Origin of the sequence: Agrobacterium sp. lyk4-40-TYG-31 (genome assembly GCF_030209855.1) — a bacterium.
GTDB lineage: Bacteria > Pseudomonadota > Alphaproteobacteria > Rhizobiales > Rhizobiaceae > Agrobacterium > Agrobacterium vaccinii.
The window spans coordinates 224,900-248,669 of record NZ_JARVRE010000005.1 but is presented as its reverse complement, the minus strand read 5'-3'; the positions used below and the strand labels follow the sequence as shown (position 1 = coordinate 248,669).

The following is a 23,770-nucleotide window of genomic DNA, read 5'->3' as shown; positions in this document are numbered from 1 at the left end:
ACGCACTTATTGTTTTAGCGCCCAGATCGTGGCATGGGCCACTGCTCCATCGATGCTTTTCAGGTGGGCGGCCCGCACCGGCTCGAAGCTGTCGATGCGCTTGGTGCCGACATAGCGCCCATGGTCCGCGAACACTTCGACGGCGCCGTAATCCAGGAAAATCCGCAGGCGGAACGGGCGTGCACCCTCGGCGATATAACGCGGCGAGAGGCCTTCGCGGCCATCTTCGTGGCGAATCCACAGGCCCGTTTCATCGCAGACAACGCCCAGTTTGACGTCGGGGTGGTCCAGTTCCAGCTCGAAGGGCAGGCCGGGTGTGGTGAGTTCGAACAGCAATTCGACGGCGCCTGTCGGAAACTCCACGCGCTCTCCTGCTGCCAGCCGTGTGCGGTCCAGAATGCGGTGACGCAGGCTTTCCGCCGCACCGATGGGCGGTGTCAGCAGTGCGCCGTGGGAGAAATGCAGGCGGCGCGGCAGGGTCATGGCTGTGGGAAAATCGATTTCCGGCGTGGCATCCGCCCAGTTGGCCAGCCAGCCGATGCCGACAATGGTGTCCCCATCCAGAAAGGCCTGAAACGCGTAATTATCCGTGCCGAAATCCAGCTCCTGACCGAATTCCTTGACGAACGTCTTGCCATCGAACCAGCCGACATCTGCCATGGTCAGGTTCTTGCGGCCCGTGGCGGCATCTTCGGAATGCATGAGGCCATAGGTCAGCACCCAACGGGTGGAGCGGGCATTGGCAGGGCCATCCAGCGGCAGCAGGCAAGGGCATTCTATCGCCGTGGTCTTGTAGCGCGTTTCCACCCACAACTTGCCGACATAGGTCCAGCCGGATGCGGCGGTCGGGTCCTGCGTTTCATAGAGAAGAATGACGCCGCCGCCATCGCTCTGGCTGCCCAGCAGCATTTTCCACAGGCCATCCGGTCCGCGCACGACATAGGGATCGCGGAAATCCGGGGTCAGCCCCTGCCCATCCGGGCGATGGCCGAGAATGACATCTGCCTGTCCCGCCATAATGAGATCGGACGATGTGGCAGTCAGCTGTATCTGCTGTTCCGGCACGCGGTCCTGCACCTGCTCGGTAAAGAACACCCGAATGCCGGTGCCTTCTACCAGCGGAATGGTGGAGCCGGAATAGGCCCCGCCGCGCTTGTCTGGACGCGTCGTCAGGTCTTCGGAAGGGAAGAGGAAGATGGGCAAATGCCGCCAGCGCAGGTAATCCGAGGAAACCGCGTGGCCCCAATGCATGGTGTTCCAGCGAAGGCCGTGGGAATAATGCTGATAAAACAGATGCGGGCGCCCCTCGAAACGGCCAAAGCCGTTGGGGTCGTTCATCCAGCCGAAGGGTGGGCGAAAGTGGTAGCTATCCGGCAGATCGGGTGCGGCATTATCCGGCTTAGTATGGACGACGGTAATGCCGGTTTCCAGAACATCGGAGGCGATGAACCAGTACATGACGGAGACCGCAGTGGTCACCGTATCATAGCTCAGCTCGACCCGCCCGCCGCCAAACACTTGATAAATACGGAAATTATACTCATCGACATTGGTGGTGGAGACCTCGCCGAACTTGCCATTATGATTGGAAAAGGACACCGAACCCGGCTCATCCGCCTTTTTCGCCTTCAGCCAGACGTGGAACGTGGCATTGACCGGAAGATCGGTTTGTATGGTGCGAACGGCGCTCTCGATCTCTACGGGCAAAGCTTTATCGTTCATTCCAATATCCTTTCATCAATATGCGGTGACAGGATAGCAACGAAAGTGGCAGGTTAAAGTTCAAGCCTGCCGTATCCAGTCCGTAAGGAAGGATATGCATAAGGCGATAACAAGCAGCCAAAGAGACGTTTTCACAGATATCTTCGGAAATAGCGGCGCTAGCAGAATATGAAACAAGGCGCTCACGGTCGCGAAAATCAAAAACATACCGATAAGAAAGAGTTGTCCAGACAATGCCGGTTCGGCATCGGAATGTGATATTGGGGCCGCTATAAGAAAGCCGACTGCAGCCAAGGCCATAAACCCCGCAAAAATCATTGATTCACGACGATTCATCGGTCACACATATTCCGAATATTGCTCGCTTTGGTTTAACATAATCTGCGGAAATACGCAGTGCTGTGTAGGCCGAGGCTGGGTGGCGCGGCAGATCAGGTAGATGTTTGAAACGCGGGGTTTCCAGGCACTAACCTACGTAATTGTGCTCCGGCCTTTCATGAACACCGTCTTTGGCCTGTTTTCGCGGTCGTCATTCGACGCACATCTTTATTTACCGATCTTCCTTCGAATTTAATTTAGATATTGACCTTTGGTTGTATTTGTTAATTTCTTGGCCATGTTCTTCAATTTTGTCTGTGCGGCGATTGTTTTTTATAAGGGTAGCTGATGGCCGAATATTCGGACCGTATCTTTCGCGTGGCAACCATTTTCACCGCTTCCGATTTTGCAGTGACCACATCTTATCTCGAAGCATATGGCATTGTCGTTGTGGCGAAGCCGGTTCACGTCATCAACAATTTCCAGCATTACACAAACGCCGTTGGCGGTGCCGGTGTTTTCGTGCCGGAAAGACAAGCGCAGGCGGCGGTCAATCTCCTGATTGAAGCGGACAGAGGGGAGACGGAAATTAAGGACGGTGAGCCAGAACTCATGATGCCGAAGACTTTGTTCGACAGGGTGATGGAGCTGTTTCTCTACATCTACATCGGCGGTGGAGAAGCCGCGCCGCCCTATGCGAGCCGCCTCGTTCACGGGCAATGGCAGGCTCTGGGCAAAGAGGAAATTTAGCCGTGGACACCAAGGAGCGAGTTCTGGACATACGCTATGTTTGTATGCGGTCTGACTTCATTGCGGTCACCCGAGCATTGATCCGCAGACCCTTCTGGCAGACTGCGTTGAAAGTCGTCTTGTCACTGATTATTGCTGGAAATCTCTTCGTCATGGCATGGTTTTGGCCGGTCAAGGAGGGGGTGCCGACATGGTATGCCGAATTCTATTTCCGTTACTGGCCCATCTGGTTTCTGCCGCTTTTATTGACCGTTTTCAGCGGTCATCTTGCCGGTCTGATGGCGGCGATGGTGTTCAAAACAAGGGCGGCGGCCAACCAGGACATCGTCGTTACGCTGTCGAGGGATGGCGTCAGGGCTCGTTCTGCGGATATCAACAGTGACATTTCCTGGAGTGGTATCGTCAAGGCGATACAAACCAGGACGCATCTCTTTCTGGCCTTGTCCAAACGCGAAGCGTTGATCCTGCCGCGCCGGGGTTTTGCATCCGATGCCGATTATGCCGAGGGGGTACGCCTTGTTCGCGCGCATCTCAAACCCTCCGCCCCGTTCGTCAGGCACGAAGGGTTGCGCATTATCGACGTGAAGATGGGCGATGTGAAATGAGGGCCTCGGCGTCTGCTGCTGGAATATTTGGCTAAACCCGCCCATATAGATGGAAACAGGGAGAGTACCCGTGATCCATTTTGACAATTCCTATGCGCGCTTGCCGGAGAAGTTTACGGCTGCGGCGTTGCCGACGCCGGTGGCGGCGCCGGTGTTGATCGCGTTCAACCGACCGCTGGCTGACGAGCTGGGCCTGGAGCTTGAAGGTGTCGATGAGGCGCGTCTGGCGGCGATCTTTTCGGGCAATGTCGTGCCGCAGGGCGCGGAGCCGCTGGCTATGGCCTATGCAGGGCATCAGTTCGGCAATTTCGTGCCGCAGCTGGGGGATGGCCGGGCCATTCTGCTGGGTGAAGTCGTTGATATCAATGGAAAACGGCGCGATATTCAGCTGAAGGGTGCCGGGCCGACGAAGTTTTCAAGGCGAGGCGACGGACGGGCGGCGTTGGGGCCGGTGTTGCGGGAATATATCGTGTCTGAGGCGATGCATGCCCTCGGCGTTCCGGCCACGCGGGCGCTGGCGGCGGTGGCGACCGGCGAGCGCGTGCAGCGGGAAACAGGTCTGCCGGGTGGCGTGGTAACTCGGGTGGCGGCGAGCCACATCAGGGTCGGGACGTTTCAGTTTTTCGCGGTGCGTGAAGACAATGAAGCGATCAAGGCGCTGGCTGATTATGTGATCGAGCGGCACTATCCCGATGTCAAAAGCGCGGAGAAGCCTTATTTTGCTTTGCTGCAAGCGATTGCGGAGCGCCAGCGCTCGCTGGTGTGTCGCTGGCTGATGGTGGGGTTCATCCACGGCGTAATGAATACCGACAACGTGGCTATATCAGGCGAGACGATCGATTTCGGGCCTTGTGCCTTCATGGATGAATATAATCCTAACAAGGTGTTTTCCTCCATCGATGCGCAGGGGCGCTACGCCTATAACAGCCAGCCGGGCATCGCCCAGTGGAACATTGCACGGCTGGCGGAGTGCCTGTTGCCGTTGCTGGATGAGGATGCTGAAAAGGCCGTTGAACTGGCCAATGGCGTGCTGGCGGAATTTGCCAGTGATTTCCCCAAACGCTGGCTTTCCGGCATGCGCGAGAAGCTGGGACTGACGACGCAGGACGATGCCGACGAGCAACTGGTGCAGGATTTGCTGGCGCTGATGCAGCGAAACGAGGTGGATTTTACGCTGACATTCCGCAGGCTTTGCGATGCGGCGGATGGCAGCCCGGAGGCGTTTCGCGGCATGTTTACCGATCTGGCCGGTGCGGATGAATGGCTGGCCCGCTGGCGGCAGCGGACATGGCGAGAGAGTGCGACGGAGCACGACCGGGCGCAGGCGATGCGGGCGGTGAACCCGGCGGTCATTCCCCGCAACCACCGCATTGAGGAAGTGATTGCGGCGGCGGTGGAGGATGGTGATTTCGAGCCGTTTCATGCGATGGTTCGGGCAACGGCGCGGCCTTATGAGGAGGTGCCGGAGTTCAGCGTGTATATGCAGGCACCGATGGGGCACGAGCGGGTGTTTCGGACGTTTTGTGGGACGTGAGGGTTCAGTCGTGAGGGCAATGGGTGGGGCTTACCCCCCTCTGTCCTGCCGGACATCTCCCCCTCAGGTGGGGAGATCGACTCGTGGTTAGCTCTCGTGCATCTTGAACGTTGCGGACGAAGTGGGGAGCTCTCGTCTGGCCGATCTCCCCCCTTGAGGGGGAGATGCCTGGCAAGGCAGAGGGGGGTGAGCCGCACACGCTGTGGCTAATGTGCGAAGACGGGGATTACCCCACCTTCGCCAAACCATCCCGCGGCGCGTAATACTGCCCGAAGCGGTTGGCCAGAAAATCCGCCAACCCAATATCCTCCTGTTTCACAAAGCCTTTTTGCGGCAGCTTGCCCTGGCTGAGCAAATCCAGAACTGTCGTGATCCCTGCGGCGGTAGTGATCTGGATGGCGCTCATCATGCGGCCTGAGACGGGGCCGGCGTAGACTTTGTGGGCGTAGGTTTCCTGCATGAAGCGGCCGTTCTTGGTGCCGCAGACAGTGACGAAGACGATGACGACATCCTGCATGGTGGCGGGCAGGGCGTTTTCGAACAGGTCTTTCAGCACATCGCGGCGATTGCGCAGGTTGAGGTCGTTGAGCAACGCCTTCATGATGGAAACGTGGCCGGGATAGCGGATGGTACGGTAATTCATGGTGCGCACCTTGCCCTCCAGCGTGGAGGCGAGCGTACCGAGGCCGCCTGACGTGTTGAAGGCCTCGTAGGTCATACCATCGAGCGAAAATTCCTCGCGTTCTTCCAGCGCGGGAACGGCTGTCAGGCGACCCTCGACGATGGCTTCGCAGGGCTCGATATACTCGTTGATGAGGCCATCCGTGCTCCAGGTGAGGTTATAATTCAAGGCGTTGGACGGGTACTGCGGTAGGGCGCCGACGCGCATGCGCACGCTGTCCAGCTTGTCGAAGCGCGAGGCGAGATCGGCAGCGACGATGGAGATGAAGCCGGGCGCTAGGCCGCATTGCGGGATGAGTGCGCTTTCGGTGGTTTCGGCCAGTTTCTTGACCTTGCGGGTGGATTCAACGTCTTCGGTGAGGTCGAGATAGTGCGTGCCGACGGCAACCGCCGCTTCTGCAATACCGGCTGTGAGGTGGAACGGGGCGGCGGAGAGGACCGCGAATTTGTCCTTCAGCAGCGCCTGCAGGCCAAGGCGATCGGTGATATCGACGATCTCGGTATCGACGCGTTCATGGCTGGGAACGTTGGCGAGCTGGTCTGCGGAACGGTCCGCGACGGTAACACGGTAATCGCCTGTGACGGCGAGCATCCATGCGATGGCAGAGCCGATATTGCCTGCGCCGATGATGACGATGTGTTTCATTCTGTCCCCTTTAGATTTTTGTTGAGGTAACAGAATGCCGCTTTTGGCAGACGATTCGTAGCTTCACTTTGCGCGAAAGAGTGACTAGAATTGTGCAGATCGCCGAGAGGATTATGCACAATGCTAAGCGAAAAAGATCGGGCGCTGCTGTCGCTGCTGGGGGGCAATGCGCGCATGCCGGTGGCGGAACTGGCGCGGAAGCTCGGCCTCTCCCGCACCACGGTGCAGGCGCGTATCGAGCGGCTGGAATCGGATGGGGTGATATCTGGTTACGGCATCAAGCTTTCCGACGCTTATTTGTCCGGGCTGGTTCGGGCGCATGTGCTGATTACCATTGCGCCCAAGGCACTGGCGGGCGTGACGGCTGCGCTTGCCGCGATCAAGGAGGTGACGACGCTGCATTCCGTCAGCGGCAGCTTCGACCTGATTGCTATTCTGACGGCACCTTCGATTGCCGATCTTGACCGATTGATCGACGGCATCGGGGCGCTGGATGGGGTGGAGCGGACGTTGTCTTCGGTGATTTTGTCGACGCGGATTTCGCGGTGAGGTGGGCTACGCTTCGTAATCGACGTCATCCTCGATATCGATAGTTGGTGGTTTCTGCTGCCCGTGTCGAACCTTCAAAATGATGATTTCGTTTGGGTGAATCTCATAATCCACCAGATAGGCACCCATGACGGCGCGGCGCACACCGGGTAGGGGAAGCTCTTCGGTTTCGTGGCCAAGGCGCGGAAATTGCAGGAGGTTTTGCCTTAGTCTCGCAAGGTCGTCACGGAAGTGAGTGGCCGCCTGCGGGCTGCGCTTTCGCAGATAGGCCGCTTCCGACTTGATGTAATCCCGCGCCAGCGGAGAGACGACAAGCTTCACGCCGCAGCGCCTTTTACGATATCGTCGACTTCGGCAATGACGTCATCCAGATCGAAGCTTTCGCCGTTCTCGATCTGCTGGCGGGCCTGAGCGATTTCGATGATTTCCCGGCCTTCGGCGGCGAGATATGTTTTCAAGGCGCGGACGAAAACCCAGCTTCGTGTCTTGTCGCAGGCTGCTGCGATCTGTTCGATTTCCGCCAAGATATCCTGCGGCAGGCGCATGGTAATGGGTTGCGATAGATTTCTTTGATCCGGCATCGATTTTTCCTCGATTTGTAATACAAAGATAGCCGAGAATATACTTTTCGTCAAAGACGTTTTCTCACCGCGCAGACGCGCGGAGGCTGGACCCCGGCTCAAGGCCGGGGTGACGGAGGAGAGGGCTTACACCGGGTCCGTACTGCCCCGTTTCGCCTTGAAAAACATCTTCAGCCGCTGGATTTCGGCAGGTGTCCAGCCCTGTGGTTGGGTCACTTCCAGCCACGCATCGATGTAGTGTTCCGGAGCGTAGACGTGGCCGTAGCCCATGGGGGCTGTTGTGGCGGCGGCAACGTCTAGGAGCAGTTGCAGTTCGGTGACGACCGGGAACCAGCGGAAGGATGTGGAAACGTCGCGGCCGCGGGGTTGTTTCATCCATTCCGGGCGGCGGTAGAGGGCGGCGGCCTCAAAAAAGGTGATGGGGTCGCTGGCATATTGCAGATAGACAATGCGCATCGGGCCCCAGGGCTTATCCGGCATATGGGCGTTGGTGTACTGGTCCGCAAAGCGGATGACCGAGGAATCGCGGAATTTCGGTAGCCAGTAGGGTGAGCCGAAGGCGCGGCCTGATGTGGCCATGCGCCATGTGGGGCTGGAGAAGGGCGGGCCGCTCCACAGCGCACCCTGGAAGGGATCGGCCAACACATCGTAGAGATCTGAGGATTTCTGGCTGTTCAGCGCGCCGAGGCTAAGGCCGTGGAGGTAGAGCTTGGGGCGGGTGTCCTTGGGCAGCGTCGTCCAGTAGCCATAGATGGCTTCAAACAGGGCGCGGGCGGTTTCCACGCCATAATCCGGCTCCGTCAGAAGCGCGATCCAACTGGAGAGATAGGAATATTGCACGGCGACGGTGGCGACATCGCCATTGTGCAAATATTCAAGCGTATCAATGGCTTCCGGGTCTATCCAGCCGGTGCCGGTTGGGGCGATGACGACAAGGGTATCACGCTCGAAACCGCCGGTGCGTTTGAGTTCTTCCAAAGCCAGTTTGGCGCGCTCTGCCGGTGTCGCTCCGGCATTCAGCCCGGCATAAACGCGGATGGGCTCCATGGCGGGGCGGTTGGTGAAGGCGGAAATTTCGGCGCTGTGGGGACCGGTAGCGACGAATTCACGACCCCGGCGTCCCAGCGATTCCCACGACATGAGCGAGGCGGAACTGCCGGTTTTCATGGGGTCGGAGGGGCGCGGTACATCGGGCTCGATGAGGCTATCCACCTGTTTCAGCGATGAGTCCATGAAGCGCAGACCGACATCGACCACCAGCCCGTTGAGCAGGAGCACAGCGATGACGGCGGCGGCGGCAATGCCGACGACATTGGCTAGCGGACGCGGCAAAAACCGGCGGCTGCGCAGGGCAAACAGCCGCCGCACGATCTGAAACAGACGCCCGAAACAGATGAGCAGGGCTGAGACGCCAACGGCAATGGTACCGGTTTTGATGCGGTGGGCGCTGTCCAGCGGGTCGAGTTCCATCAAGACGCGGATGGAGTTTTGCCACGTTGCCGCCTGCCACAGAAACCCGACCGCCGCGATGATGGCGGCCAGCGACACGACGAAGAGAATGCCGCGCTTATCATGCCGGGAGGGCTGCGGCAGGCCGAGATAAATGGCGATATCCTTCAGGAAAACGCCGATGAGATAACCGATGGCAAAGGAAAAGCCGCACAACACGCCCTGCATGACGAAGGTGCGCGGAAGCAGCGACGGCGTGAGCGAGACGCAGAGCAACACCGTGCCGACGACAATGCCCGTGCTCGACAACGGCATGACCAAACGACTGATCCATCTCAAGATTTTGCTTCCTTCCCCGTATCCATGCCTGAGTGTAATATGCCGGGGGAGGGGTTGGAAGAATAAATTTTGGATGCAATAGGAAAATAATCCTTGACGGCGTTACGGTCGTTTGGTAGTGTTTGGGTATAGTCGGAAAAGTGTGGGTGGTGGGGGTGTTGCCGCAGGAGCGGACGCTTTCTCTATTACATCGTCGGCGTTGCGGGTGGGGCTTACCCCCCTCTGTCCTGCCGGACATCTCCCCCACAAGGAGGGAGATTGGCAAGACGCACGCACTCCGCTCTATCCGAAGTCTTCAAGATGGGCGAGAGCTAGCCACGAGTTGATCTCCCCACCTGTGGGGGAGATGCCTGGCAAGGCAGAGGGGGGCGAGCTTGCGCCAGCTTTTGATGTTCTCACCAACAGGCACACCATGACATCGACAATCGACGACGACCTCTCGCTTTACCGCGCGTGGCCGCACAGCCGCGTCTACGCGCCGCTCATAACGCTCGAAACGAAATCTCTGCCGCATGCCATCGCAACGGGTACCATTCACGGGCCAGATGGGTTGTGGGGCCTGCTGAACGAAATGACCGCTGAGATGCGCGAGCAGTTCCGGTTCTTTCGTCAGTTGCGCGAAGGGGCAGGCGCTGCGCTGGAGGGCGTGGCGGATGAGGCGGCGGGCAAGGTGGCGCGGGCCGATGTGAAGGCGGCAAACGATGCCGTTTCGTTGATCGTGCGAACGCTGGAAAAGATAGACACGCTGCAACGGCAACTGGCCCGCGATCGCGAGGCGGCGGCTGAAGACGCGGCGGGAGCGCAAGATTATGAAGAGGCCGTCGCATTCTTCCAAAGGCGCATCGACGAACTCGTCCGGCAAAAGGTGCGGGCAAGGCTTGTCGCTGCCGGTGTTTCGCCGGACGAAGACGCGGTTCAAGCCTGAAAATGAGGCGGGCCGGGCGGCGGTGCCTGTCATCGGCTCCACCGTTCCTGACATTCGCAGGCAGGAGATTGCGCAAGGCATGGCAGCGCCGCTGGCAGAGAAATATCAACGGCAGCACATTGCCCGCTTCAACCGCGACTGGCGCTTCGTGGGTAACCACCCGCAGCAACAGCCGGAGGGCGACTGGCGCAACTGGCTGCTGATCGGCGGGCGTGGTTCCGGCAAGACGCGGGCCGGGGCCGAATGGGTGCATCTGGTTGCCTCCATGGGCGACCGCTCCGATCTGCGCATTGCACTGGTAGCGGAAACGCTGGGTGATGCGCGTGAGGTGATGATCGACGGCGTCTCCGGCATCTGCCGGGTGGCACGGTTTCGAAGGCCGGATTTCGAGGCATCGCGCCGCAGGCTGGTCTGGCCGAACGGGGCGATGGCGCAAATCTTCTCTTCCGAAGACCCGGAAAGCCTGCGCGGGCCGCAGTTTCATTTTGCTTGGTCTGACGAGCTGGCGAAATGGCGCTATGCGCAGGAAACCTGGGACATGCTGCAATTCGGTCTGCGCCTTGGTGATAATCCGCGTCAGCTGATTACCACCACGCCAAGGCCGATACCGCTGTTGAAGACGCTGATGGCCGACCCGGCAAGCCGTGTGGTGCGAATGCGCACCCGCGACAATGTCGATAATCTTTCGCCCGGCTTCATCGACGCCATGCTGAAACGCTATGGCGGCACGCGGCTGGGGCGGCAGGAACTGGATGGCGAGCTGATTGCGCAGCGCGATGATGCGCTGTGGAAGCGGGCGGATATCGAGGCTGTGTTCGATGCAAGGCCGGATGCTCTGGCGCGGATCGTGGTGGCGGTGGACCCGCCGGCGGGAAGCGGCGAGGGCTCCTGCTGCGGCATCGTGGTGGCGGGCATCGGCATCGACGGGCGGTTCTGGGTTCTGGCGGATTGTTCCGCCGAGGGCGCGACGCCTGCGGGCTGGGCGCGGGCGGTGGTTGCCGCCTTCCGCCGCTTCGAGGCCGACCGGGTGGTGGCGGAAGTCAACCAGGGCGGCGAGATGGTGAGCGCCATGCTGAAGAGCATCGACGCCAACCTGCCGATTACCATGGTGCGAGCCAGCCGGGGCAAGTTCACCCGCGCCGAACCGGTGGCGGCACTTTATGAGCAGGGCCGGGTGCGGCATGCGGACAGGTTCGGGAAGCTGGAAGACCAGATGGCGGATTTCGGGCCGGATGGGCTTTCCTCGGGCAAGTCACCGGACAGGCTGGATGCGCTGGTCTGGGCGCTGACGGCGCTGGCGATGGAGACGATGGCGGAGCCGCGGGTGCGGGGGATGTGAGGGGAGATGACATCGTCTTCCGTCATGCCGGGCTTGACCCGGTATCCAGTGCGATCAAGTCCTTGATCGCGGACGGGTCTTTTCGCCGCGTAGACACGCGGCGGCTGGACCCCGCAGCAAGTGCGGGGTGACGGAGTTTTGGGCTAGCGCTTCAGCACAAACGCAAAACGCCCGCGAAGGCCAATAAGGGCGCATCACGGGCGGTTTCGAATTCCAGCAGGGGGCAGCATGTGCCCCTTCCAATTACTTCTTCGGGGCCTGCGAAGGTTTTGTCTGTGCGCTGACTTCGCGCATCTGACGCCATTCGTTTTCGAGACGGTCGTAGGTCGTCTGAGGGATCGTCGCGGTCATGGCATTCCTCCTTCGGGTTGGCGCTGTTCATTGCGCGGTGTGAAACAGAGTAGGGGGCCAGAGGTTCCGCAATTCAAGGTAAATTTTACCCTTAAAACGGTTCGCATGAAATAAAATCGATTAGGATTTTTCTAAATCGATTTAGGTACGGAAAGTTGCATATTAAAATCTGGGGTTTAGGCCACCATGATTCTGAGAGGTGATAATGCTGTTGGACAGACAACGTTTTTTCACGATGATTCGGGGTGCTCCCTTTCCGGGCCGATTGAGTGCCACACAGGTTACCGGCACGGAATTGGTGCTCGAGGAATTCGAGACAAGAGCGCCGGATGGAGACCTTCGCCACCTGGCCTATATGCTGGCGACGGCGTTTCACGAAACGGCGGCGACCATGCAGCCGGTGCGCGAAACGCTTGCCGCCAGCGACGAGGCGGCGATCCGTATTCTGGACCGGGCCTATGCGGCAGGAAGGCTGGGGCAGGTGCGCACCCCCTATTGGCGACGCGACGCAAACGGCAAAAGCTGGCTGGGGCGTGGGCTGGTGCAACTGACGCACCGACGCAATTACGAGGCGATGTCTGCGGTGACAGGCATCGATTTGGTGGAGCGGCCCGAACGGGCGATGGAGCCGCAGGTTTCCGCCACCATTCTGGTGGAGGGCATGCTGCGCGGCAGTTTTACCGGCAGGCGGCTTTCGCAATATTTCGATGCCCAGCGTGCCGATTGGGAGGGTGCCAGAGCCATCGTCAACGGCAATGACCGGGCGGCACTGATTGCCGGTTATGGCCGGACGTTTTACGCGGCCTTGACGGCAAGCCTGATTGAACAGCCAGCGGTGGGATGATAGCGATTTCTACCCCAGAGATTTTGCATGACAGGTGCCACTATGATCCGCCACATCGTTTTCTTTACCGTACCGGAAGCCAACCGCGACGCGGTGCGCAAGGGCCTCTCCGGCCTGACCGCGATCTCCCATGCTTCGAAGCTGGAAATCGGCGAGAACGTGAAGCAGGACCAATGGGGCAATTCGGTAGACTTCATCGTCTATGGCGAGTTCGAGAACGAGGCGGCGCTGGCGGCCTATAAGGCAGACCCGGCCTATGAGCTTTCGACCAATACGGTGAAGCCGCTCAGGGATACGCGGGTGGCTGCGGATTTTGATAGTGATCGGGCGGTGAAAGAGCCGATCAAGTAAGTCAGCTTTCTGGCCCTCCTTCTTAGCTACCTGCAGGGTGGCTTTTTTGTTTTCTTTCAAAGGAAATATCCATGCGATTTTTTGGTCATCTGCCGTGGCGGCGCCCGGTGGGGCGTGAGGTTGTGCGCGAAGAAAAGGCGGCGGGCGGGTTTCTGGTGCTGTCTGGCGAGGCGGGGCGGGCGCATTGGTCGGGGCGGGGGTATGGCGCGCTGTCTCGCGAAGGTTTCATGCGCAACCCGGTGGCGCATCGGGCGGCGCGGATGGTGGCGGAGGCTGCGGCGTCCGTCAGCTGGTTGCTGTATGAGGGTGACGACGAGATTGGCGAGCATGCGCTATTGCGGCTGCTGGCGCGCCCCAACGGGCAGATGAGCGGGCCGGATTTCTTCGAGGCGCTGTACGGGCATCTGCTGCTGTCCGGCAATGGCTATATCGAGCCGCTGATGGTGGGCGAGCGGTTGCGGGAGCTGCATCTGCTGCGGCCCGATCGGGTCGGCATCATCGAGGGCGCGGATGGCTGGGTGGCGGCCTATGATTACCGCGCCGAGGGCCGGGCGGCGCGGCGGATTGCTGCCGACAGCGATGGACTGGGGCTGCTACATCTGAAATTGTTCAACCCGCTCGACGACCACGGCGGGTTTTCACCGCTGGCGGCGGCGGGGGCGGCGCTGGATCTGCACAATGCCGCCAGCATCTGGAACAAGCGACTGCTGGACAACTCCGCCCGCCCCTCTGGCGCGCTGGTCTATCAGCCCAAGGAAGGCGGCAATCTTTCTGCTGACCAATATGAGCGGCTGAAACGGGAGCTCGAGGAGGGCTATGCGGGCGCAGTGAATGCAGGGCGTCCGCTGCTGCTGGAAGGCGGGCTGGACTGGAAGAGCATGGGGCTTTCGCCTAGGGATATGGATTTCATGGAGGCCAAGAATGGCGCGGCGCGGGACATCGCACTGGCGCTCGGCGTGCCGCCCATGCTGCTGGGCATTCCCGGTGACAACACCTACGCGAATTACCAGGAGGCGAACCGGGCGTTTTACCGGCTGACGGTGCTGCCGCTGATCAATCGTACGGCGGCTAGTTTGTCGGCGTGGCTTTCGCCGCTGTTCGAGGGTGCGTTGCGGTTGGAGCCGGATCTGGATCGGATTGCGGGCTTGGCTGGCGAGCGGGATGCGCTGTGGGCGCGGGTGGGGGCTGCTGGGTTTTTGAGCGATGAGGAGAAGCGGGAGGCGGTGGGGTACTGAGGGGGGTGTTGCTTCAAATTGAGCGGTGGGGGGTGAGCCACGAGCACAAGGCGATCGAATGTCTCCCGCTCTCGCGACGCTCCACCGTTGAACCATTTTCTCAACAACCGGAACCCATCTGTGAAGGGTTTCCTTCAACCGATTCCAATGACTCAAGAAAAGCGCAGAAAGCCGTATTGCGGGTGCAGGGCATCCGCTGTGCAACTCATCTTACTCTAGCCCGGAATGGTTACTCATGTCTGAATTTGCAAACGAGGGTAGCATCTGGGCTGCCCGTTTTACCGGGGCCGTGGCGGGAGCCGGGGTTTCGTTGATCTATCTGTTGCCGCAGACGCACCGCGAGGCGGCGAGCCGGTTTTTGACCGGGCTTGCCTGCGGCATGATTTTCGGCGGGCCGGTGGGGCTGTGGATCGTCCAGCGGCTGGGTATCTCCGGTGGCCTTTCGAGCCAGGAGGTGATGCTGACCGGCTCGGCTGCCGCCAGCCTGTGTGCGTGGTGGGGGCTGGGCGCGATGGTGCGCGTGGCCGAGCGGTACGCGGCGCGGCCCAAACCTTGACCTGATCCGTCAACGCACATTTCCTCAAAATCCCAGGAGAATTTCATGCACGTTTATCGCGGGCCGCGGCCTGCTACGCGCAAATTTGCCAGTCTGGAACTGCGCGGTATCGCTTTCGATGGGTCGTTTTCCGGTTATGCCAGCGTGTTTGGCGAGGTGGATCTGGGGCGTGATGTGATTGAGCAGGGTGCGTTTCGGCGCTCGCTGGAAGAACGCGGCGCTTCCGGGATTCGCATGCTGTACCAGCACGACCCGGCCCAGCCCATCGGCGCATGGCGCACCATTCGTGAAGATGAGCGCGGGCTCTACGTGGAGGGGGTGCTGGCGCCGGATGTGGCGCGGGCGAAGGAGGTGCATTCGTTGATGAAGACGGGTGCATTGGACGGACTTTCCATCGGTTTCCAGACCGTGCGGGCGGGTAAGGCATCCCGTGGTGGTGTGCGGCGTATTCTGGAGGCGGACCTTTGGGAAATTTCGGTCGTGACCTTTCCCATGCTGCCATCTGCGCGGGTTTCCAACGTCAAGCAGGCGAGGTTCTTTCGCGACCGGGAGACGGAGCTGGTGCGAACGATGCGCCTGGCGGCGAAGAGTTTGGCGGGCGGGGTGTTTCGGCGGTGAGGGGGCTTTTGAGGTTCGCCGTTTTGCCCTCATTCCTGTGCTCGTCACAGGAATCCAGCCAGCCCAAGTCCTTGGGCTGAAGGGAGTCTTTTCGCCACGCAGACGCGTGTCGACTGGATCCCTGTGACAAGCACAGGGATGAGGGAAGAGGAGTGGGTTTGCGCCGAGGAAGAGTCTTTTGCATCGCAGACGCGATGCTGCTGGGCCCCGGATCAAGTCCGGGGTGACGGTGAGGAGGCGGGCGTCGTCTTCCAACTTAAAAACAATCAACAGAGGAAAACCACATGACGGAACAGACAGTTGCGCCGCAGATCAAGGCCGTGCCGGATACGATGACGGCGGCGTTTGATGATTTTATGGAGGCGTTTGAGGCCTTCAGGGAGACCAATGACGAGCGGTTGGGGGATATCGAGCGCAAGATGGGCTCCGATGTGCTGACCCGCGAAAAGCTCGACCGCATCGACAAGGCGCTGGACGACAATAAAAAGGCGATGGATGAGCTTTCGCTGAAGAAGGCGCGACCTGCGCTGGGGCGCAGGGGTGCAGCCAACGCAGAGACGGAAGAGCATAAGGCGGCTTTCGAGGCCTATATTCGCCGGGGTGACGAGGGCGCGTTGCGCGATCTGGAGGCCAAGGCGTTTTCTGGGAGTAGCGGGGCGGATGGCGGGTATCTGCTGCCCAACGAAACCGACAGCGATATTGGCAGACGCATGGCGGTTGTTTCGCCCATGCGTGCGCTTTCCACCGTGCGGCAGGTTTCCGGCGCCGTGCTGAAAAAGCCGTTTGCGCCGAGCGGCATGGCCACCGGCTGGGTGTCCGAAACGGCGGCACGCCCGCAGACCAACACGCCACAGCTTTCCGAGCTGACCTTCCCCACCATGGAGCTTTACGCCATGCCGGCGGCCACGCAAGGTCTGCTGGATGATGCGGCTGTCGATATCGAGGCCTGGATTGCGTCTGAGGTTGACGTAGCCTTTGCCGAACAGGAGGGCACGGCCTTCATTTCCGGCGATGGCGTGAACAAGCCGAAGGGTCTGCTGGCCTATGACACGGTGGCGAACTCGGCCTGGGAGTGGGGCAAGATCGGCTATGTGGCGACGGGGGCTGCGGGCGCGTTTGCCTCTTCCGGGCCGCTGGATGTGCTGATCGACACGGTCTATGCGCTCAAAGCCGGGCACCGCCAGAATGGCAACTTCCTGATGAACCGCAAGACGCAGTCCACCTTGCGCCGGGCGAAGGACAACACCGGCAATTATCTCTGGCAACCGCCCGCTTCCGCTGGCCAGGCGGCGCTGCTGATGGGCTTTCCGGTGGCCGAGGCCGAGGACATGCCGGATGTGGCAGCGGCCAGCATGGCCATTGCCTTTGGTGATTTCCGCGCTGGGTATCTGGTGGTGGACCGCACGGGTATTCGCATTCTGCGCGACCCGTACTCGGCCAAGCCTTATGTGCTATTTTACACCACCAAGCGTGTTGGCGGTGGGGTGCAGAACTTCGAGGCGGTGAAGCTGGTGAAGTTTGCGGCGAGTTGAGAACTCGGTTCTTTATCTTGATGCCGTCATGCCGGAGGTTTCTGGCATGACGGAAGACGAACAGAAGCGTCATCGCTTGTGGCACACCCCCCTCTGTCCTGCCGGACATCTCCCCCACAAGGAGGGAGATCGGCTAGACGCGTGATCCCCACTCTATCCGCAGCCTTTGAGATGGGCGAGAGGTCTCAACGGGTCGATCTCCCCACCTGTGGGGGAGATGTCCGGCAGGACAGAGGGGGTAAGCCACGGGCGCTGACAGACAACAGTTGCTGCTGCAACGACCCCAATTCCCCGGAGACACCATGACCTATGCCACACTGACCCCGCCGCTGGCGGAGGCGTTGATGCTTGCCGATGTGAAGGCGCATTTGCGGCTGGATGGCGCGGATGAGGATGCGCTGCTGGCATCGCTGATCACCACCGCGCGCGAGCATCTGGAACGCCAGACGGGCCTGTGCCTGATGCGCCAGAGCTTTCGACTGTATCTCGACGACTGGCCTGATAACGGCGTGATTCTGATTGCCAACGGACCGGTGCAAGCCATCGAAACGATTCTGGTTTTCGATGATGCGGGCGACCCGACCGATATCACCCACACGGATAAACTGCTGGATGGGCAGGCGCGACCGGCGCGGCTGTGGCTGCGCCAGCCGCCCGCGCCGGGGCAGCCGCTGAACGGCATCGAGATCGACTTTACCGCAGGCTTTGGCGAGAGCGGCGCCGATGTGCCCGATACGCTGAAGCGGGCGATGTTGATCCACATTGCGCATATGTTTGCATTTCGCGGCGCGGTTTCGCCTGCCGACCAGCCTGCGGGTGTGCCCGTTGGTTACGAGCGGCTGGTTGCACCGTTTCGCCGTGTGGGGCTGTGAGCGATGAACCTGACCTTTCTAGACCCCGGCCAGCTGACGGCGCGGCTGGAGCTGGAGGCACCGGAAGACCTCTCCGACGGACAGGGTGGTGTTGCGGCGGGCTGGCGTCCGCTGCGCTCGCTCTGGGCGGCTATCGAGCCGGTGTCGCAAGGGGCTTACGAGCGCGCCTCTGCCGAAGGCGTGGCGATCACGCATCGCATCTGGGCCGGGTTTCGCACCGATGTTGTGGCGGGCATGCGGCTGCGCAAAGGCGCGCGGGTTTTTGCGGTGAAATCGGTCATCGACCCGGATGAAACGGGCCGTTTCATTGTCTGCCGTTGCGAGGAGGAAAGCCGATGAGGGCAGCCAATGCGCTGTTGCAGGCGGTTCATGCCCGGCTTGTCGGCGACGCCGAACTGGCGGGCATGGTGGGGCGCGGCGGCATTATCGACCGGCTGCTGCCTAGGCCGGTTTTGCCCTGCGTGGCCTTTGGCGAAATCGACAGCCGCGATTATTCCACGGGCTCCGAGCGCGGCGAAGAGCATTTTCTGACCATCGAAGTGTGGAGCGAGGAGGGCGGGCGAAAGCTGGCGCAGGACATCGCCGTGCGCATTCTGGCCCTTCTCGACGATGCGCCTCTGGTGCTGGGCGGCGGCATTGCGCTGGTGAGTTTGTTTTACCGCAACAGCCGGTCCGCGCGGCCAGCGAAGACGAAGCAGTTTTTGACGGAGATACGGTTTCGGGCGGTGACGGAGTAAGCCTCAGGACGGAGGTGACATACGATTTTCAAGATCATGCAGTCGAATGCTTGTCTCTTCTGAAATCCGTAGTGCTTGCGAAGCATTCTGGAGGGCCGTCAGGATATCATTATACTGACCGGTGAGATCAATTTGAGTGCGTTTGACGTCCCGTGCACGCTCGTCAAGCTGCCGCTCCATATCTTCAATGCGAACTGAAACGGCATCAAGACGACCCGTTGTTTCGCCGTGCTGGCGAACGGCTAGCTCTTGTAGAGTCCCGAACTGGCGCATGTTCGACTCTTGCAGGCCGTTCATCTTGCGATTGAGTTTGGTGATTTCCGTTTCGACCGATGAAAACTTTTCGATCGCCGCTTCGACCATACCAAGCGTGCGGCGTTGGCCCTCGAAGAGGGCATTCAGTAACGGTAGTAATTTTGCGGCTTCATTATCAGACATTTGAAGCAATCCTCTCATCAAACGAAATATGGCACCGGATAGCGCGAAGTACAAGTAACCGCGCATCGCGTTAAGTCTGGGTTGCCGCGCTGTCGCGTGTCGTCACAACCATTCGAAAGGAAAAACCATGGTGGCGCAGAAGGGGAAAGACCTGCTGCTGAAGATCGATAATGGCGGGGCGTTCGTGACCGTGGCGGGTCTGCGCACGAAGCGGTTGGCGTTCAATGCGGAGAGCGTTGACGTAACCGATGCCGAAAGCGCCGGGCGCTGGCGGGAATTGCTGGCTGGGGCGGGTATTCAGCGGGCGGGGCTGACGGCATCGGGTATCTTCAAGGACCAGCAGAGCGACGCGCTGGTGCGCGGGCAGTTTTTTGCCGGTGTCATTCCCGGCTGGCAGATCGTGATCCCGGATTTCGGCATGGTTACAGGACCGTTTCAGATCACCGCGCTGGAATATTCCGGGCGGCATGATGGCGAGGTGCAGTTCGAAATCGCGCTGGAATCGGCTGGTGCCATCAACTTCGGAGCTTTGTGATGGGGGCCGCGAATTTCGGGCGGGCCAACCGCAGGCGCGGCGAGGTGGAGGCGGTGCTGGATGGCGAGCGGCGCATTCTGTGCCTGACGCTGGGCGCGCTGGCGGAGCTGGAAACCGCCTTTGCCGCCGATGACCTGACAGGCTTGGCCAGCCGTTTCGCCAGCGGGCGGATGAAGGCCGCAGATATGATCCGCGTCATTGGTGCCGGGCTTCGCGGCGCGGGCAACGTGTTTTCCGATGATGATGTCGGCACGATGAGCATCGAGGGTGGAATTGCCGGTTATGCGACGATCGTGGGAGACCTCCTGACCGCGACCTTTGCCGGAACCGGCACAGAGGGGCAAGCCACGGCTTCCCCTTGAGTGCCGCAGCGGGTGCAGATGCCCCGCAGGATATCAGGTCCTTTCCCTGGGGGCAGGTAATCCATGCGGGGCTGAGCCTGCTGCGGCTTTCTCCGACTGTTTTCTGGGCGCTGACGCCCGTGGAGTTTTTTGCCATGACGGGTGGGATGAGGCCCAGGCGCGATGGGTTGGATCGGGGTGGGCTGGAGGGGTTGATGCGGGCTTTTCCGGATGGGTGATCAGGGCTTTGCCGTTTTCTTCGGACGGCCACCTTTTGCGCCATTGGCGCGACTGGCGGCGGCTTTGGCGGGGGACCTGCTTTTCCCGCCCCGGCTTTGCGCCTCCATGAAGGTCCTGCTGCCGAAGATGCCGCTCATCAGGCCGGTGACGGTATAATCCACGTCAAGGCTTTCCCAGTGGAGGCCGGTTTCGCCCAGCAATTCGACTTCGGCGAGTTGTGCTGCTGTCGCCAGTTCCAGCCCTTCCACCGCGCGGGCGGGGAACATGAAGGATGCACCATTGGTGAAATCCACAATGATCCGTTCCGATGGGCCATCGAAGCGGACCGCATTGGGGATCGGACGCTCGGCGCGTTCTTCAGCAGAGCGCTTTTTTGCCTGGGCAAGTTCCTGATCGCTGATCTCAACCATGATATTTTCTCCATGTATCGAGAAACAATTGCCGGTGTTCTTCGATTACGTCTACCGCTTGGCGCACATCCCGATCTGACATGCCTCCCTGCGTGATAACACTGAGGTTGATGATGTCGATGCGGCTTTCTCCTTCGCCGTAGACATGGGCGTGAGGCGGTTCGTGATCCGCCGTGTAGATGACGAAACGCATTCCATGCTGGCGAAGAACAGTTACCATTTTATAAATAACCTAACTTCTTGGGTTTTTCAAGTCGTCTAGCAATTGCTGTATAATTCCAATCCCCTAGCTTCCCAAGTTGAATCAGAAAGGCAAGGCCGATGGCGGATGAGACGAGTTTTGCCGACCAGCGTGACGAGGCGCAGGTTTTGGCTGACGTGATGGACGATCTGGAGCGGCGGTCGCAGCGGTTTGGGTCGGCGCTGACGTCTGCGCTGCAGGCAGCGACGACGGGCGGCAAGGGGCTGGACAGCGTGTTGCAGGGGCTGGGAATGCGGCTGTCGAATATTGCGCTGTCTGCGGGGTTGAAGCCGCTGGAGAATATGTTGTCTTCGGCGGTGAGCGGCCTCACATCCGGCGCGGGGTCGCTGTTTGCCTTTGCCAGCGGCGGCGTGCCGGGGCGGGTGACGCCGTTTGCGGATGGCGGGGTGGTTTCGAGCCCGACGTTTTTTCCCATGGGCGGCGATATGGGATTGATGGGCGAGGCGGGCAGTGAGGCGATTTTGCCGCTGAAGCGCGGGGCGGATGGGTCCTTGGGCGTGGCTGCTGCCGGTGGCGGTGGGGGCACGCAGATCGTGTTCAATGTGACGGCGAGCGATGCGGCGAGTTTTCGGCGCAGCGAGGGGCAGATTTCAGCGATGCTGGCGCGGAGTGTGGGGCGGGGGCAGCGGGGGCTTTAGTTTTTGCTTTATGCGGTTGGCGTTGAGGGTGTGGCAGACGCTTCTTACGGTTGGCGTTGAGTTTGTGGCTTACCCCCCTCTGTCCTGCCGGACATCTCCCCCTCAGGTGGGGAGATTGGCAAGGCGCATGCTCCCACTCCATCCGCAGCATTAGCGATGGGCAAGAGGTTTCAACGAGTAGATCTCCCCCCTTGAGGGGGAGATGTCCGGCAGGACAGAGGGGGGTAAGCCCCACCCACTGCTGCCTGATGGCGGAGAACGCAAGCGGGATTCTATCCGCAAAAATTTCATTTTAAATTCAGGAAAATCAGAGCCATGGCAGCATTTCATGAGGTGCGGTTTCCGTTGCGGTTGGCGTTGGGGACCAGTGGAGGGCCGGTGCGGCGGACGGATATTGTCAATTTGTCCAATGGGCGGGAGAACCGGAACCAGCGGTGGCGGAATTCTCGGCGGGCTTATGATGCGGGGTCTGGGGTGCGCTCGGTGAGCGACCTTTATGCTGTCATGGAGTTTTTCGAAGCGCGGGGCGGGCAGCTTTATGGGTTTCGGTTTCGTGATCCGGTGGATTTCAGGTCCTGCCCGCCGCTGACGACACCCACAGCCATGGATCAGCGGATCGGCACTGGCGATGGGGTGACGGCTGCGTTTCCTCTGTTGAAGACCTATGCCGATGCAGGTGGCGGGTGGACGCGAGGTATCGCGAAGCCGGTGGAGGGGTCGGTGCTGGTTTCGGTGAATGGTGTGGCGACGGTGAATTTTAGCACCGATTACGCGACCGGGATCGTGACGTTTGCGCCAGGGCATGTGCCTGCTGCCGGGTCCGCCATTCGGGCGGGCTTCGAGTTCGATGTGCCTGTGCGGTTCGATATCGACCGCATCGACGTGAGTCTCAGCGCCTTCGAGGCCGGACGTATTCCGTCCATTCCACTGGTGGAGATTTTGCCATGAAGACCGTGCCTACGGCTCTCGCCGCGCATCTGGCGGGCGAGGCGACGACGACGTGTCATTGCTGGAAGGTGAGCCTTCGCGATGGCGTCATCATGGGTTTTACCGAGCATGACGAGGCGCTGACATTTGGCGGCGTGACCTATCTGGCCGCTAGCGGTTTTCAGGCCAGTGAAAACGACAGCGAGACGGGACTGGCGGCCAGCAGCGGCGAGGTGGCAGGCGGATTTTCCAGCGAGGCGGTGAGCGAGGCAGACCTTGCCGCGGGGCGTTTCGATGGTGCCCGGGTGGAGCTTTACCTCGTGAACTGGCAGGCGCCGGAGCAGCACATTCTGCTGAAGGTCCGCGAGATTGGCGAGGTGACTCGGGCGGGCGGGGCGTTTACGGCGGAACTGCGCAGTTTCGCGCACAGGCTGAGCCAGCCGCAGGGGCGGGTCTATGGACGGCGATGCGATGCGGCGCTGGGCGATGGCAGATGCGGTGCCAATGTGGGGGCGTTTCAGGCCGGTGGCGCGGTGGTTTCAACGGATGCGGCGGGGCGACTGACGGTGTCTGGACTGTCTGCCTTTGCGGATGGGTTTTTCAAGCAGGGCAAGATGCGTTTTACCAGCGGGGCGAACAAAGGCCGCAGTTTCGACCTCGATGACCATGCGCTGCGCGATGGGGTAGTGACGTTTCGGTTGTGGCTGCCGCTGGAGGTTTTGCCGCAGCAGGGAGACACGTTCACGGTGACGGCAGGGTGCGACAAGAGCTTTGCGACCTGCAAGACGAAGTTTGCCAATCATCTGAATTTTCGGGGCTTTCCGCATATGCCGGGAGCGGATTTTGCCTATTCCTATGTGACGAGCCGGACGCAACACGATGGCGGGGCGATATACCTATGAGCGATACGGGAGAACGTGTGCTGGCCGTGGCCGAAAGCTGGATCGGCACGCCCTATCGGCATCAGGCTTCCACCATCGGTGTGGGCTGCGATTGTCTGGGGCTGGTGCGCGGTATCTGGCGCGCGCTGTACGGTGACGAGCCGGAACTGCCGCCGCCCTATGCGCGCGACTGGGCCGAGCGCAGTGGCGAGGACCGGCTTATGGCGGCGGCGCAACGGCATTTTCAGCCCGTTGCCAGCATGGCAGATGCGCTGCCGGGCGACATGTTGCTGTTTCGCTGGCGGCCAGAATTTGCTGCCAAGCATGTGGGCATTCTGGCCGGGCCCGACCACTTTATTCATGCCTATGAGGCGGCAGCGGTGCTGCGGTCTGCGCTGGTGCCCTCTTGGCGCAGGCGTGTTGCGGGGGTGTTTCGGTTTCCCGAAGGGGTGAGGTCGGATGAGGGGCGGGCGTTGATGGGAACGGATAGCTAGCCCCCCGCATCCGCTGCCGCGACCTTCTCCCCGGCGGGGCGAAGGCGGCAAGGTGCACCCACTGTGTTCA

Annotated in this window: 30 protein-coding genes; 22 read left to right on the top strand and 8 right to left on the bottom strand. The window is 60.6% G+C overall.

The features are described from left to right. Positions 1 to 6 precede the first annotated feature (6 nt). The gene (locus QRN55_RS11520) at positions 7 to 1,722 is read right to left on the bottom strand and encodes a GH32 C-terminal domain-containing protein (RefSeq protein WP_284776796.1); all 1,716 of its coding nucleotides are present in this window, start codon (positions 1,720 to 1,722) and stop codon (positions 7 to 9) included. A 666-nt stretch (positions 1,723 to 2,388) separates the two neighbouring features. On the opposite strand from QRN55_RS11520, the gene QRN55_RS11515 reads away from it, so the two are divergent. Genes QRN55_RS11515 through QRN55_RS11505 form a run of 3 tightly spaced genes read left to right on the top strand, consistent with a single transcriptional unit; the run spans position 2,389 to position 4,929 of the window. Next, a complete protein-coding gene (locus QRN55_RS11515; protein ID WP_284776795.1) occupies positions 2,389 to 2,790 on the top strand; it encodes a hypothetical protein in 402 nt (133 codons plus the stop codon). Between the two features lie 2 nt (positions 2,791 to 2,792). Continuing rightward, positions 2,793 to 3,395, top strand: a complete 603-nt coding sequence (locus tag QRN55_RS11510; RefSeq protein WP_284776794.1) for a YcxB family protein — start codon at positions 2,793 to 2,795, stop codon at positions 3,393 to 3,395. Between the two features lie 49 nt (positions 3,396 to 3,444). Then, on the top strand, positions 3,445 to 4,929 hold the full coding sequence (locus QRN55_RS11505; RefSeq protein ID WP_350225186.1) for a protein adenylyltransferase SelO: 1,485 nt from the start codon (positions 3,445 to 3,447) through the stop codon (positions 4,927 to 4,929). A gap of 226 nt (positions 4,930 to 5,155) precedes the next feature. Here QRN55_RS11505 and QRN55_RS11500 read toward each other — a convergent pair whose 3' ends face one another. Then, entirely contained in the window at positions 5,156 to 6,256 is a 1,101-nt protein-coding gene (locus QRN55_RS11500) for a saccharopine dehydrogenase family protein (RefSeq protein ID WP_284776793.1), read from the bottom strand. 120 nt (positions 6,257 to 6,376) lie between these two features. Between QRN55_RS11500 and QRN55_RS11495 the strand changes: the two genes are divergently transcribed. After that, positions 6,377 to 6,805 (top strand): Lrp/AsnC family transcriptional regulator, encoded by a 429-nt coding sequence (locus tag QRN55_RS11495; RefSeq protein WP_284776792.1) that lies wholly within the window; start codon positions 6,377 to 6,379, stop codon positions 6,803 to 6,805. Positions 6,806 to 6,811: 6 nt separating this feature from the next. Here the strand turns inward: QRN55_RS11495 and QRN55_RS11490 are convergent, their stop codons facing one another. The 3 genes from QRN55_RS11490 to QRN55_RS11480 all read right to left on the bottom strand — a co-directional run bounded on the left by QRN55_RS11490 (position 6,812) and on the right by QRN55_RS11480 (position 9,150). After that, positions 6,812 to 7,126: a type II toxin-antitoxin system RelE/ParE family toxin gene (locus QRN55_RS11490; RefSeq protein WP_112501785.1), complete on the bottom strand. Its 315-nt coding sequence runs from the start codon at positions 7,124 to 7,126 to the stop codon at positions 6,812 to 6,814. Further along, the gene (locus QRN55_RS11485; protein ID WP_112501791.1) at positions 7,123 to 7,350 is read right to left on the bottom strand and encodes a CopG family ribbon-helix-helix protein; all 228 of its coding nucleotides are present in this window, start codon (positions 7,348 to 7,350) and stop codon (positions 7,123 to 7,125) included. Before QRN55_RS11485 ends, QRN55_RS11490 begins: the two co-directional genes overlap by 4 nt. 162 nt (positions 7,351 to 7,512) lie before the next feature. Continuing rightward, the gene (locus QRN55_RS11480) at positions 7,513 to 9,150 is read right to left on the bottom strand and encodes an alpha/beta hydrolase (protein WP_502871321.1); all 1,638 of its coding nucleotides are present in this window, start codon (positions 9,148 to 9,150) and stop codon (positions 7,513 to 7,515) included. Positions 9,151 to 9,586: 436 nt separating this feature from the next. Here QRN55_RS11480 and QRN55_RS11475 point away from each other — a divergent pair, with 436 nt between their 5' ends. The 11 genes from QRN55_RS11475 (at position 9,587) to QRN55_RS11425 (ending at position 18,534) form a co-directional block, all read left to right on the top strand. Next, a complete protein-coding gene (locus tag QRN55_RS11475; protein ID WP_284776790.1) occupies positions 9,587 to 10,099 on the top strand; it encodes a hypothetical protein in 513 nt (170 codons plus the stop codon). Positions 10,100 to 10,178: 79 nt separating this feature from the next. Beyond that, positions 10,179 to 11,438 (top strand): DNA-packaging protein, encoded by a 1,260-nt coding sequence (locus QRN55_RS11470; RefSeq protein ID WP_284777164.1) that lies wholly within the window; start codon positions 10,179 to 10,181, stop codon positions 11,436 to 11,438. A gap of 556 nt (positions 11,439 to 11,994) precedes the next feature. Beyond that, positions 11,995 to 12,633 carry a hypothetical protein gene (locus QRN55_RS11465; protein WP_284776789.1) on the top strand — a complete coding sequence of 213 codons (639 nt, stop codon included), beginning with the start codon at positions 11,995 to 11,997 and terminating at the stop codon, positions 12,631 to 12,633. Positions 12,634 to 12,675: 42 nt separating this feature from the next. Next, the gene (locus QRN55_RS11460) at positions 12,676 to 12,984 is read left to right on the top strand and encodes a Dabb family protein (protein ID WP_284777163.1); all 309 of its coding nucleotides are present in this window, start codon (positions 12,676 to 12,678) and stop codon (positions 12,982 to 12,984) included. Positions 12,985 to 13,055: 71 nt separating this feature from the next. Then, on the top strand, positions 13,056 to 14,219 hold the full coding sequence (locus tag QRN55_RS11455; protein WP_284776788.1) for a phage portal protein: 1,164 nt from the start codon (positions 13,056 to 13,058) through the stop codon (positions 14,217 to 14,219). Between the two features lie 235 nt (positions 14,220 to 14,454). Then, positions 14,455 to 14,775: a DUF6107 family protein gene (locus QRN55_RS11450; protein WP_233122881.1), complete on the top strand. Its 321-nt coding sequence runs from the start codon at positions 14,455 to 14,457 to the stop codon at positions 14,773 to 14,775. Between the two features lie 45 nt (positions 14,776 to 14,820). Beyond that, positions 14,821 to 15,393, top strand: coding sequence for an HK97 family phage prohead protease (locus QRN55_RS11445; protein WP_284776787.1), 573 nt, complete (start codon positions 14,821 to 14,823; stop codon positions 15,391 to 15,393). A 284-nt stretch (positions 15,394 to 15,677) separates the two neighbouring features. Next, a complete protein-coding gene (locus QRN55_RS11440; RefSeq protein ID WP_284776786.1) occupies positions 15,678 to 16,925 on the top strand; it encodes a phage major capsid protein in 1,248 nt (415 codons plus the stop codon). A gap of 302 nt (positions 16,926 to 17,227) precedes the next feature. Beyond that, on the top strand, positions 17,228 to 17,797 hold the full coding sequence (locus QRN55_RS11435; RefSeq protein ID WP_284776785.1) for a head-tail connector protein: 570 nt from the start codon (positions 17,228 to 17,230) through the stop codon (positions 17,795 to 17,797). A 3-nt stretch (positions 17,798 to 17,800) separates the two neighbouring features. Continuing rightward, on the top strand, positions 17,801 to 18,136 hold the full coding sequence (locus QRN55_RS11430) for a phage head closure protein (RefSeq protein WP_284776784.1): 336 nt from the start codon (positions 17,801 to 17,803) through the stop codon (positions 18,134 to 18,136). After that, positions 18,133 to 18,534 (top strand): DUF3168 domain-containing protein, encoded by a 402-nt coding sequence (locus tag QRN55_RS11425; RefSeq protein WP_284776783.1) that lies wholly within the window; start codon positions 18,133 to 18,135, stop codon positions 18,532 to 18,534. Before QRN55_RS11430 ends, QRN55_RS11425 begins: the two co-directional genes overlap by 4 nt. Before the next feature lie 3 nt (positions 18,535 to 18,537). Here the strand turns inward: QRN55_RS11425 and QRN55_RS11420 are convergent, their stop codons facing one another. Further along, a complete protein-coding gene (locus QRN55_RS11420; protein ID WP_233122887.1) occupies positions 18,538 to 18,972 on the bottom strand; it encodes a hypothetical protein in 435 nt (144 codons plus the stop codon). A 127-nt stretch (positions 18,973 to 19,099) separates the two neighbouring features. On the opposite strand from QRN55_RS11420, the gene QRN55_RS11415 reads away from it, so the two are divergent. The 3 genes from QRN55_RS11415 to QRN55_RS11405 are packed head-to-tail and all read left to right on the top strand — an operon-like array spanning position 19,100 to position 20,087. After that, the gene (locus tag QRN55_RS11415; protein WP_284776782.1) at positions 19,100 to 19,507 is read left to right on the top strand and encodes a phage major tail protein, TP901-1 family; all 408 of its coding nucleotides are present in this window, start codon (positions 19,100 to 19,102) and stop codon (positions 19,505 to 19,507) included. Further along, a complete protein-coding gene (locus QRN55_RS11410; RefSeq protein WP_284776781.1) occupies positions 19,507 to 19,869 on the top strand; it encodes a gene transfer agent family protein in 363 nt (120 codons plus the stop codon). Before QRN55_RS11415 ends, QRN55_RS11410 begins: the two co-directional genes overlap by 1 nt. Then, positions 19,866 to 20,087, top strand: coding sequence for a rcc01693 family protein (locus QRN55_RS11405; RefSeq protein WP_284776780.1), 222 nt, complete (start codon positions 19,866 to 19,868; stop codon positions 20,085 to 20,087). Before QRN55_RS11410 ends, QRN55_RS11405 begins: the two co-directional genes overlap by 4 nt. Here QRN55_RS11405 and QRN55_RS11400 read toward each other — a convergent pair whose 3' ends face one another. Next, entirely contained in the window at positions 20,088 to 20,498 is a 411-nt protein-coding gene (locus tag QRN55_RS11400; protein ID WP_284776779.1) for a DUF2442 domain-containing protein, read from the bottom strand. Beyond that, entirely contained in the window at positions 20,491 to 20,718 is a 228-nt protein-coding gene (locus QRN55_RS11395; protein WP_284776778.1) for a DUF4160 domain-containing protein, read from the bottom strand. Before QRN55_RS11395 ends, QRN55_RS11400 begins: the two co-directional genes overlap by 8 nt. Positions 20,719 to 20,819: 101 nt before the next feature. Between QRN55_RS11395 and QRN55_RS11390 the strand changes: the two genes are divergently transcribed. The 4 genes from QRN55_RS11390 (at position 20,820) to QRN55_RS11375 (ending at position 23,700) form a co-directional block, all read left to right on the top strand. Continuing rightward, positions 20,820 to 21,398 (top strand): phage tail tape measure protein, encoded by a 579-nt coding sequence (locus tag QRN55_RS11390; protein WP_284776777.1) that lies wholly within the window; start codon positions 20,820 to 20,822, stop codon positions 21,396 to 21,398. A 315-nt stretch (positions 21,399 to 21,713) separates the two neighbouring features. Beyond that, entirely contained in the window at positions 21,714 to 22,346 is a 633-nt protein-coding gene (locus QRN55_RS11385; protein ID WP_284776776.1) for a DUF2460 domain-containing protein, read from the top strand. Next, positions 22,343 to 23,227 (top strand): phage/gene transfer agent baseplate hub protein, encoded by an 885-nt coding sequence (locus QRN55_RS11380; protein ID WP_284776775.1) that lies wholly within the window; start codon positions 22,343 to 22,345, stop codon positions 23,225 to 23,227. Before QRN55_RS11385 ends, QRN55_RS11380 begins: the two co-directional genes overlap by 4 nt. Then, positions 23,224 to 23,700 carry a C40 family peptidase gene (locus QRN55_RS11375; protein WP_284776774.1) on the top strand — a complete coding sequence of 159 codons (477 nt, stop codon included), beginning with the start codon at positions 23,224 to 23,226 and terminating at the stop codon, positions 23,698 to 23,700. Before QRN55_RS11380 ends, QRN55_RS11375 begins: the two co-directional genes overlap by 4 nt. Positions 23,701 to 23,770 lie beyond the last annotated feature (70 nt).

What these genes read in the sequence shown, in the direction of transcription:
- QRN55_RS11520 (WP_284776796.1), bottom strand. Translation starts at nt 1,722, where the DNA reads ATGAACGATAAAGCTTTGCCCGTAGAGATCGAGAGCGCCGTTCGCACC.
- QRN55_RS11515 (WP_284776795.1), top strand. Translation starts at nt 2,389, where the DNA reads ATGGCCGAATATTCGGACCGTATCTTTCGCGTGGCAACCATTTTCACC.
- QRN55_RS11505 (WP_350225186.1), top strand. Translation starts at nt 3,445, where the DNA reads ATGGAAACAGGGAGAGTACCCGTGATCCATTTTGACAATTCCTATGCG.
- QRN55_RS11500 (WP_284776793.1), bottom strand. Translation starts at nt 6,256, where the DNA reads ATGAAACACATCGTCATCATCGGCGCAGGCAATATCGGCTCTGCCATC.
- QRN55_RS11495 (WP_284776792.1), top strand. Translation starts at nt 6,377, where the DNA reads ATGCTAAGCGAAAAAGATCGGGCGCTGCTGTCGCTGCTGGGGGGCAAT.
- QRN55_RS11485 (WP_112501791.1), bottom strand. Translation starts at nt 7,350, where the DNA reads ATGCGCCTGCCGCAGGATATCTTGGCGGAAATCGAACAGATCGCAGCA.
- QRN55_RS11480 (WP_502871321.1), bottom strand. Translation starts at nt 9,150, where the DNA reads ATGCCGTTGTCGAGCACGGGCATTGTCGTCGGCACGGTGTTGCTCTGC.
- QRN55_RS11475 (WP_284776790.1), top strand. Translation starts at nt 9,587, where the DNA reads ATGACATCGACAATCGACGACGACCTCTCGCTTTACCGCGCGTGGCCG.
- QRN55_RS11470 (WP_284777164.1), top strand. Translation starts at nt 10,179, where the DNA reads ATGGCAGCGCCGCTGGCAGAGAAATATCAACGGCAGCACATTGCCCGC.
- QRN55_RS11465 (WP_284776789.1), top strand. Translation starts at nt 11,995, where the DNA reads ATGCTGTTGGACAGACAACGTTTTTTCACGATGATTCGGGGTGCTCCC.
- QRN55_RS11460 (WP_284777163.1), top strand. Translation starts at nt 12,676, where the DNA reads ATGATCCGCCACATCGTTTTCTTTACCGTACCGGAAGCCAACCGCGAC.
- QRN55_RS11455 (WP_284776788.1), top strand. Translation starts at nt 13,056, where the DNA reads ATGCGATTTTTTGGTCATCTGCCGTGGCGGCGCCCGGTGGGGCGTGAG.
- QRN55_RS11450 (WP_233122881.1), top strand. Translation starts at nt 14,455, where the DNA reads ATGTCTGAATTTGCAAACGAGGGTAGCATCTGGGCTGCCCGTTTTACC.
- QRN55_RS11445 (WP_284776787.1), top strand. Translation starts at nt 14,821, where the DNA reads ATGCACGTTTATCGCGGGCCGCGGCCTGCTACGCGCAAATTTGCCAGT.
- QRN55_RS11440 (WP_284776786.1), top strand. Translation starts at nt 15,678, where the DNA reads ATGACGGAACAGACAGTTGCGCCGCAGATCAAGGCCGTGCCGGATACG.
- QRN55_RS11435 (WP_284776785.1), top strand. Translation starts at nt 17,228, where the DNA reads ATGACCTATGCCACACTGACCCCGCCGCTGGCGGAGGCGTTGATGCTT.
- QRN55_RS11430 (WP_284776784.1), top strand. Translation starts at nt 17,801, where the DNA reads ATGAACCTGACCTTTCTAGACCCCGGCCAGCTGACGGCGCGGCTGGAG.
- QRN55_RS11425 (WP_284776783.1), top strand. Translation starts at nt 18,133, where the DNA reads ATGAGGGCAGCCAATGCGCTGTTGCAGGCGGTTCATGCCCGGCTTGTC.
- QRN55_RS11420 (WP_233122887.1), bottom strand. Translation starts at nt 18,972, where the DNA reads ATGTCTGATAATGAAGCCGCAAAATTACTACCGTTACTGAATGCCCTC.
- QRN55_RS11415 (WP_284776782.1), top strand. Translation starts at nt 19,100, where the DNA reads ATGGTGGCGCAGAAGGGGAAAGACCTGCTGCTGAAGATCGATAATGGC.
- QRN55_RS11410 (WP_284776781.1), top strand. Translation starts at nt 19,507, where the DNA reads ATGGGGGCCGCGAATTTCGGGCGGGCCAACCGCAGGCGCGGCGAGGTG.
- QRN55_RS11400 (WP_284776779.1), bottom strand. Translation starts at nt 20,498, where the DNA reads ATGGTTGAGATCAGCGATCAGGAACTTGCCCAGGCAAAAAAGCGCTCT.
- QRN55_RS11395 (WP_284776778.1), bottom strand. Translation starts at nt 20,718, where the DNA reads ATGGTAACTGTTCTTCGCCAGCATGGAATGCGTTTCGTCATCTACACG.
- QRN55_RS11390 (WP_284776777.1), top strand. Translation starts at nt 20,820, where the DNA reads ATGGCGGATGAGACGAGTTTTGCCGACCAGCGTGACGAGGCGCAGGTT.
- QRN55_RS11385 (WP_284776776.1), top strand. Translation starts at nt 21,714, where the DNA reads ATGGCAGCATTTCATGAGGTGCGGTTTCCGTTGCGGTTGGCGTTGGGG.
- QRN55_RS11380 (WP_284776775.1), top strand. Translation starts at nt 22,343, where the DNA reads ATGAAGACCGTGCCTACGGCTCTCGCCGCGCATCTGGCGGGCGAGGCG.
- QRN55_RS11375 (WP_284776774.1), top strand. Translation starts at nt 23,224, where the DNA reads ATGAGCGATACGGGAGAACGTGTGCTGGCCGTGGCCGAAAGCTGGATC.